6 protein-coding genes are annotated in these 8,505 nt (G+C 43.7%); all 6 read right to left on the reverse strand.

The genetic code is table 11. The features are described 5' to 3' along the window. Window positions 1-34: 34 nt before the first annotated feature. Window positions 35-895: a 4-(cytidine 5'-diphospho)-2-C-methyl-D-erythritol kinase gene (gene ispE / locus CVV21_11530; GenBank protein PKL90776.1), complete on the reverse strand. Its 861-nt coding sequence runs from the start codon at window positions 893-895 to the stop codon at window positions 35-37. Further along, window positions 896-2,629 (reverse strand): hypothetical protein, encoded by a 1,734-nt coding sequence (locus tag CVV21_11535; GenBank protein PKL90777.1) that lies wholly within the window; start codon window positions 2,627-2,629, stop codon window positions 896-898. Continuing rightward, window positions 2,629-3,075, reverse strand: coding sequence for a hypothetical protein (locus tag CVV21_11540; protein PKL90778.1), 447 nt, complete (start codon window positions 3,073-3,075; stop codon window positions 2,629-2,631). Before CVV21_11540 ends, CVV21_11535 begins: the two co-directional genes overlap by 1 nt. A 311-nt stretch (window positions 3,076-3,386) precedes the next feature. After that, a complete protein-coding gene (locus CVV21_11545) occupies window positions 3,387-4,232 on the reverse strand; it encodes an MBL fold metallo-hydrolase (protein ID PKL90779.1) in 846 nt (281 codons plus the stop codon). A gap of 42 nt (window positions 4,233-4,274) precedes the next feature. Continuing rightward, window positions 4,275-6,350, reverse strand: coding sequence for a DNA helicase RecG (locus CVV21_11550; GenBank protein ID PKL90780.1), 2,076 nt, complete (start codon window positions 6,348-6,350; stop codon window positions 4,275-4,277). Continuing rightward, window positions 6,350-8,362, reverse strand: coding sequence for a hypothetical protein (locus CVV21_11555; GenBank protein PKL90781.1), 2,013 nt, complete (start codon window positions 8,360-8,362; stop codon window positions 6,350-6,352). Before CVV21_11555 ends, CVV21_11550 begins: the two co-directional genes overlap by 1 nt. Window positions 8,363-8,505: the final 143 nt, after the last annotated feature.

Genomic DNA, 8,505 nt, shown 5'->3' on the forward strand with positions numbered 1-8,505 from the left:
CTCCTCCCGGATATGACTTGTATAACCTTAATCATTAGATTGAATGCGCTGTCCTGACAAAACTTCCGGGAAATTTAACTTTCATCTTACGGCAGCAAATATCAGCATCGGTTTTTGTTTCAAATAGCGCAAAAACTGTTGCACCACTGCCGCTCAGAGACGCATCTATACATTTATTCTGCTTTTTAAGAGCTGTTTTTACTTCTTTTAGGCCGGGAAACGCTTTGAAAATTGGTTTTTCAAAGTCATTTTGAAGAAAACTGTCCTTTACTACCCGCCCTTTCAAATATCTTACAATAAGTATATTATACGAATTGCCAAAAGTCAACTTTTTTTCATTATCCAGCAGTTCATACGCTTTTTTGGTGGCTACATGTGTGTTTTTGCACAAAAGCACATACCAAAGCGCTTTTTTCCGGGTAATTGGGGTTATTTTTTCGCCTTTGCCTGTTACCCTTGCCGTTGTGTTATAAATGAAAAACGGGACATCTGACCCAAGCTTGAATCCAAGAGCGCTTAACGCTTTAAGCGGCGCCTTAACCTTAAAAATATCATTCATGGCGTGCAGAACCGCTGCCGCGTTGCTGCTGCCGCCGCCAAGCCCCGCGCCGTTGGGAATATTCTTGTACAGCTTTATATCCACGCCGCCTTTTATATCATAAGCGGACTTAAACAAAAATGCCGCCTTGTACACTATGTTTTTTTCCTGCGGTATTTTCAGGGCGCCGCGGACATCGGTCACTGTAATTAAATCATTATCGGTTTTAACAATGTCTATGATGTCGTAAAGGGCTACAGGGTCAAAGATGGAATCTATATAGTGATATCCGTCCTTTGGGTCTTTGCCGGTTATACGCAGTGAAAGGTTTACTTTTGCGGGTGATAGATAAATCATCTATTTTTTAATACTCTCTATTTTAATTTTAATTTCGTCCGGTTCTTCATGTCCGTTTTCAACAGCTTTATTGTAACTTTCAAGGGCTTTTGACGTATCATTTAACTTTAAATACGTATCCCCTATGTGTTCATAAATTACAGGGTCCGCCTTTTCCCTTAATTTAATTACAGATGCCTGCGCGGCTTGAAGCTCTTTAAGGGCTTCGTTAAACCTGCCCATCTTGTAATAGACCCATCCAAGGCTGTCCAGGTAAAAACCGTTGTCTTTATCAAGTTCCAGCGCTTTATTTACCAGTTCCAGGGCCTTGTCCAGTTTTTCTCCGCGTTCCGCGTAGGTGTAGCCAATGTAATTATAACTGTCGGGGTTTTTTGGATTTATCTTCATTATCCTTTCAAAGGTCAAAACCGCTTTGTCATATTCTTTCATCTTGTCATAAACGTAACCAAGGTTAAAATTAAGTTTTTCAGAATCCGGAAATATCTTAAGCGCATTCAGGTAAGCATCCACGGCATTCTGATACTCTTTATTGTCCGCGTAGGACGCGCCCAAAAGCAGGTGGAATTCCTCGTTTTCTTTGTTGTTTTCAAGAAGTTTTTTAAACATCCCTATTGCTTCCGGAAGTTTATTCTGTTCGCTGTAGATATAACCTATGTGGTAATAGGCATTTACGTATTTGGGGTCAATTTTTATAATCTCATCCAGTTTTTCAAGCGCCTTGTCATATTCTTTCTGCGCTTCATAAACAATTGCCAGCTGATATTTATTCACAATGCTGTCCTGCCTTAAATCTTCCACCTTTAAAAAATATTTTTCAGCTTCTTTATACTGTTTCCGTCCGGAATATATAATACCTTTGGAATATAATACATCCGCGTTAGCCGGCTGTATCTTAAGAATTTCATCATATACTTTAAGCGCTTTATCCGTATCATCCGCCCTGTAATGCACTTCCGCCATAAGCGCCATTATGTCTGTGTCTTTGGGGTTTAATTCAAGATAACTTTCATACGCCGCAAGCGCGGCAGAAGTATTGCCCTTAATTTCATGCGCTTTGGCAAGCGAATCATATGCTTTAAGATAATCGGGGTCGGTTTCTATTGCCCTGTTTAAGTATTCCACCGCTTTGTCGTATTCATCGCGGCCGCCGTAAAGGATGCCTATATTGTAGTACGATACCGCCGCTTTGTCCGGGGCTAACGCGATATTTTTGTTAAATAAAGATTCCGCAAGCTGTGAATCGCCCTCTTTAAAAGCTATTATGCCAAGGTAAAAATATCCGTCTGCCGCCATTGGGTCTATTTCTATAGCGCGTTCCAGCATAGGTTTGGCGGATTTTACGTCTTCTTCATCAAGTTTTACCCGCGCGGCCGCTATTAAAACCTGCGGGTTGTACGGGTCTTTAAGATACGCTTCTTCCACGGTGGCTTTGGACTTTGACTGTTCCCCTTTTAAGGACTGCACATAAGCCAGATTCATGAATATTGAACCGGGCTCGTAAGAATATTTGGCGCTTGTGGTGTAATATTCCTCCGCAAAACTTAACTGATTGTTTAATTCGGCAAGGTAGCCCATTGAATAATATAAAAACGAAACCGATTCCTGAAAAGGGTTTCTGTTAACATCAGGCCGCTCTATGGAAAGTTTTTTCTGCGCGCCCGCGCATCCGGACGCCATAACAGCGCAGGTAATAAGAACCGCGCATAGTAAGTTTTTTAAGGTGGTTTTATTCATTACTGTTCAAACTTCTTGTCCGTGACGCGCAGCCTTCTGTTTATCATCCGCAGAAGCGTCATAAGTATTTTGGCGGCAATCGCGGGGTCACTGTCTAAAATTTCCGAAAAACTGTTCTTTGTGACAACAATCAGTTTTGAATCTTCGCCAGTTTTGCCGCTGGCGGTTCTGGCGCCGGAATCAATAATGGACATTTCGCCCACTATTTCGCCTTTGCCAAGGCTTGCAATAACTTTATCGCCTTCTTTGGTTTTCTTAATTATGTCAATGCTTCCTTCAATTACTAAATACAGAACTTCACCGGGCATGCCTTCCACAAATAACGTTGACCCTTTTTTATACGGCTTTAAAAATACCTTTTTTGCCACAATATCAAGCTCCGCGTCGGTTAAAGTCTTAAACAACGCCGCTTCTTTTAGCATTTCATATTCAACAGGATCAGCCATTTATTACCTCCGCAAAATTTCTTGTCATTGTAGGGGGCGTGCTCCCGCGCGTCCCGCGTGTTTTGTTGTGTCCATGCAATTACAAAACAAAAAAAACTGTAAACATAAATCTAAGATCCGGACAGCGTGAATGCAATGGCAACGCCCGCATTCAAGCAGCTGTCCCTACAAGATCAACTACACGCACCTTAAAGGGTGCGGCTACCGGAGCAAAATACAGCACATCAGCAGTTTAAGCATTTAAGCTGTAACAAAACCTGCCTTTAATCCTTCGCTAATGCTTAACTGCCTATAGCTTAAACCGCTATATTTTAAATTTCCACTTCCATGCCTTCTTTTACCGCGAAAGCTTTTGGAAATCTTACCTGCGCCATTGCCTGAATTTCATCTATCTGGTCATCCGTGTGTTCGGGGGCGTGGTGGCAAAGGTGAACTTCTTTTGCCCCTGATAACTGGGCTACCTTAATACCTTCTTCATATGTGGAATGTCCCCAGCCTATGTATTTGGGGTACTCTTCCGGGGTAAACTGCGCGTCGTACATAATAATACCCGCGTCTTTTGCCAGTTTAATAAGCTTATTGTCCGGCACCGCGTAATGTTCCACGTCTGTTGCCACAACAAATGCCGATTCCCCGGACTGTATGCGAAATCCAAGTGTGCCTGCGGGGTGATTTAATTTTGCCGTAAGTATTTTAAACGGGCCTATATTTATTTCGTCATTGTCCTGAATTTCCGTAAAGTGAATCTTGGCCGCCATGCCGGATAGTTCTATGGGAAAATTAATAAACTGCTGCTGCTTCTTGAATACATCCTGAACGCTCTGATTATATTTGGTTTCGCCGTAAAAGTTAATTTCATTGCCTTTAATAAACGCGGGGGTAAAAAACGGGAAACCCATAAGGTGGTCCCAGTGGTAATGCGTCATTAAGACGTGTATTTTATGTCCGACAGGCGCTATCTTCATAAGTTCCCTTCCAAAACTTCTCATTCCCGTGCCCGTATCAATTACAAGAGTTGTGTTGGCTTCTGTAATCACAACACAGGTTGTGCTGCCGCCGTATTTATTAAAATCTTTGCCTGTAACCGGAATGGATCCCCTGACTCCGTAATATTTTATTCTCATCAATCCTCCGCGGTTTATCATTACCTGCCGCATATAAAATAAACTGCTTTATTTTCCCTTTATTACTATAAAGTTTTATCCTATATTTATCAAGTCATAATTTCTGCCCGACTTATGTTTAATATTATCAATAGTTTCGTTGATTTTTCTGTGATCCATATCACAATTATCAGACACCAGCCAGTCCGCTGCCTGTTTGGCCAGTTCAAGTATTTTTCTGTCGGTTATGATATTGGCAAGCCTGAATTCCGGCAGCCCGTGCTGTTTTGTACCTAAAAAGTCGCCCGGCCCCCTAAGCGCAAGGTCTTCTTCCGCTATCTTAAAGCCGTCAGACGTGGATGTCATTACAGTAAGCCTTTTAATGGCGTCTTCGGTTGAAGGGTCGCCCACTAAAATACAGTAAGACTGCTTGTCGCCGCGGCCCACCCTTCCGCGCAGCTGGTGAAGCTGTGACAGCCCAAAGCGTTCCGCGTGCTCTATTACCATTACAGAGGCGTTAGGAATGTCTATACCGACCTCTATTACCGTTGTGGCGGCCAGAATATGCACCTTTTTTTCCTTAAATTCGGACATTATTACATCGCGCTCCGGTTTTTTCATCTGCCCGTGCACAATGGCGGTTTTAAACGCCGGAAACCTTGATGCTATCTCTTTTTCTGATTCAATGGCGGACTTTAAATCAAGTTTTTCGGAAACATCCACAAGCGGATACACAATATATATCTGGCCGCCCTCTTTAAGGCGCTCTTCCAGAAAAGCATAAAGCCGGTCTTTTTTGGCTTCAGAAAACAAAACTGTTTTAATTGGTTTTCTTCCCGGCGGCAGTTCGTCTATTACTGACACGTCCGTGTCGCCGTAAACCGTCATTGCCAGCGTCCTTGGTATGGGGGTTGCGGTCATAATTAATACATGCGGTTTAACCGCCGCCTTTTTAAGCAGCGCCGCGCGCTGCATAACGCCAAACCTGTGCTGTTCGTCAATGACCGCAAGGCCAAGATTTTTAAATTCAACGGTTTCCTGTATAATTGCGTGCGTGCCTATTACTATATCTGTTTCCCCTGTTTTTAAACGCTCCAGCGCGGCTTTTTTATTTTTTGTGGCCGCCCCGCCAAGTATAAGTTCTGCTTTAATGCCGGTTCCTTCAAGTAATTTTTCCGCGGTCCTCATATGCTGTGCCGCAAGAATTTCCGTAGGCGCAAGAAAGGCCGTCTGAAATCCGCTGTCTTTGGCAATAACCGCCGCTATCATTGCCACCACGGTTTTACCGGAACCCACATCGCCCTGCAGCAGCCTGTTCATGGGCTTGCCTGAGGAGACATCTTTTTTAATCTCTTCCACCACGCGGCGCTGCGCGCCGGTAAGTTTAAACGGCATGTGCTGCCTGAATATTTCCTTAAATTCGCCCGTGATGTTAAAGATATTTCCCTGCTGCGCCTGCATCTTTTTTCTTTTCATATTAAGCGCGAACTGCACCGTAAAAAACTCATCAAAGATAAGGCGGTATTTTGCCTTTTCAAGCGAATCAAACGATTCCGGAAAATGTATCGCAAAAAGGGATTTTTGCAGCTCTTCAAGGTTAAACTTTTTTCTGAATTCTTCGGGCAGGTATTCGGTAATGTACTGCAAGTAATTATCAAGGGCAAACTTTACCATTTTTCTGAACTGCTTCTGCGTGACAGATTCCGTAAGCGGATACACGGGAACAATTCTGTTTACGTTAACCGCGTCATTATCTTCCGGCGACGACAGTTCATATTCGGGGTTGTTTATCTGTAATACCCCCCTGAACATGTCTATCTTGCCGAACATGATAACTTCGTCCCCTTTTTTAAACTGCTTTTCAATAAAGGGCTGATTGTACCATACGGCTGTGATATGGCCGCTTTTATCCTGAATGACGACTTTTGTAATTGTAAGTTTAAACTTTATTTTCTGCGTGGAAGCCATTACCACAATGCCGTGAACGGTTTCGTGCTGCCCCGGTATCAGTTTGGATATGGGTTTAATTTCGCTTCTGTCAGCCCAGGCGCGCGGCGGATAGTATAAAAGGTTTCCCACATTTTCAATGCCAAGCTTTTTAAGCGCGGATGCCCGCGCGGGCCCCACGCCTTTTAAATACTGTATTTCTTTTTCAAGCGGCGACGTGTCCATTACTGCCCCATCTGATTAAATAAAAGGTTGTAGTTAGGCGCGGCTGACGACGGTTTGTTTACCTTGAATTCCGGAAGCGCGCTTATATAAATTGTAAAGTAAACATCTTCCACCCCGTCCTGCCTTTTGGACCAGGTAAAGTAAGCTTCCCAGCAGTGGACAAACCAGGTAATGCTGTAAGAGTGCGAATAAAGCTGCTTGTTGACAAGGTCATAGCTTCTGGTGGCGGAAACTTTAAATTCTTCGGTCAGCGAAAATGAAAATCCCGTGTCAAAAGTAATAACATCCGGCACGCCGGCCTGCGGCCTTTCGTTATAATCTATCTGATTGCTTATAAAATTAGTGTGCGCGGCAACCGTCCAGATACTGTTGTTTTTATCAGACAGGCTGAACCCGGAGCTTAAACTTTTTATCCTGTTGGCAAATATGCTGTAAGTGCCGTTTGCCGTAAAATACGCCCCTTCAAGGTTGGTGGAAGCGTTTAAATTCAGCATGGAAAATCTGTCCCTGTCATTTTCCACTTCTTCCCTGTTTAAAAGCAGGTTGTATGACGTGGACGATGTAAGCCTTAAATTAGCAAGGCTTAACCCCGCGCTGGCGGACATTGAATTATTTGTAATACCTGTATACGGCAGGGTGTCGGCTTTGTTTAATAACCTGGCGAAAGAATGCGATATTGTGGAATATAAAATTCCGGGGAACAGGTTTAAAGACAGCGTTTCTGATGATGTCATAGAGTTATAAAAAGCGCCCCATTTTTTATCACGCTCCGCGTTTTCCCACCTGGAGTTTAACCCCGCGCTTGCGGAAAACGAAGCCGGCCCCATAGGCGGCAGCGACAGCTGAAGGTTTGGCACAAAGACAGCGTAGTCGTTATACTCCGTTTCCATTAAAGGCAGCGTCCTTGAATAGTTTAAGGAGTGATTGTAATAGACCCTTGGCAGTATCTGGGCGGATGTCATTGAATAATTTATGGACGGCAGCGTCCTGGACGCGGTGTAGTATTTTGCGGTTATTGTGTTTAACTGCTGGGAATCCGCCGCCCTTATGCCAAAAGAGTGGCCGCCAAAACTTGTGGCATAGTATATATCGGCGTCCTGCCTGTACGGGTCCACTTTGCTGTCAAGAAAGTCCTTGTTTAAATCCCTGTCGCTGGCGCTGTTAAAATTAACAGTGGCGCGCGAACGTTCGTCAAAAACATGCGAATGGCCGTAATTAACAGACCACCTGCCGGTATTGGTGATTTTTTCAAGGTTATAAAAACCGTTAAAGTGCCCTGTTGATTTTTCATTAAACCCGTAATTTAATCCAAGCGAATACCGGTTGCCCTGTTTTTCAAGGTAATCAAAACCGACCGAACCGAAATTCAGATAATCAAGGTAAAAATTGTATTTTGTGTAAACGTACCAGCCGGAATAATCATTATGCCCAAACTTAAAATCAAAGGGCGCCTGCCTGCCTTTCAGCGGATAGGCAAAATACGGAAAATAAAACACAGGCACCATGCCTATATAAACCACGGTATTCCACGCCTCTATTTTGTCATCCTCGTAAAGGTATATCATGGATGCTTCCATGCGGTAATGGGGGTGTTCCCTGTCGCAGGTAGTGAAAACAGGCGTTTCAAGCTCCCACTTCTTTCCGTCTTTCATCATCTTTTTGCCGCGCGCTATCCAGGGGTGCCTTAACAGATGCACGTCTTTGGTGTAAGCGGATTTTGTCTTTATGTTATAAAACATACGGTCCGTCTGCACTTTGGAATCGCCGCTTATAAAAAGCACATTGCCTTCGGCGGACACGTCCCCTGTTTCGTTGTTTATATAAATTCTGTCGGCAAAAAGGGATGTCCCTTCCTGTTTTAAGATAATATTGCCCTCGCCTGTTATTTCAGACCCGGTATCATCGTAAACAAGGGTGTCTCCGGAAATAAATAGCGGGGATGCCGTGTTGGGTTTTGAATCGGCGGAAATTGCATCGGCGCCGTACGCCGCATAAGAAAAAGCGGCGGCCATTAAGGCCGCCGCCACTGTTATTTTAAGTTTTGCATTCACACGCACATTTAAACCTTATACTAAAGCTATTTCGGTCTTTGGGTCAAAGAAGTGTGTCTTGTTCATGTCAAATACAAGCTCTATTTCCTGATTTACTTCAACGT

This window comes from Candidatus Goldiibacteriota bacterium HGW-Goldbacteria-1 (assembly GCA_002839855.1).
Classification (GTDB): Bacteria; Oederibacteriota; PGYV01; order PGYV01; family PGYV01; genus PGYV01.

Bases quoted from the DNA above. Each gene is read 5' to 3' on its own strand.
- ispE (PKL90776.1), bottom strand. From the start codon at position 895: ATGATTTATCTATCACCCGCAAAAGTAAACCTTTCACTGCGTATAACC.
- CVV21_11535 (PKL90777.1), bottom strand. From the start codon at position 2,629: ATGAATAAAACCACCTTAAAAAACTTACTATGCGCGGTTCTTATTACC.
- CVV21_11550 (PKL90780.1), bottom strand. From the start codon at position 6,350: ATGGACACGTCGCCGCTTGAAAAAGAAATACAGTATTTAAAAGGCGTG.
- CVV21_11555 (PKL90781.1), bottom strand. From the start codon at position 8,362: ATGGCCGCCGCTTTTTCTTATGCGGCGTACGGCGCCGATGCAATTTCC.
- CVV21_11545 (PKL90779.1), bottom strand. From the start codon at position 4,232: ATGCGGCAGGTAATGATAAACCGCGGAGGATTGATGAGAATAAAATAT.
- CVV21_11540 (PKL90778.1), bottom strand. From the start codon at position 3,075: ATGGCTGATCCTGTTGAATATGAAATGCTAAAAGAAGCGGCGTTGTTT.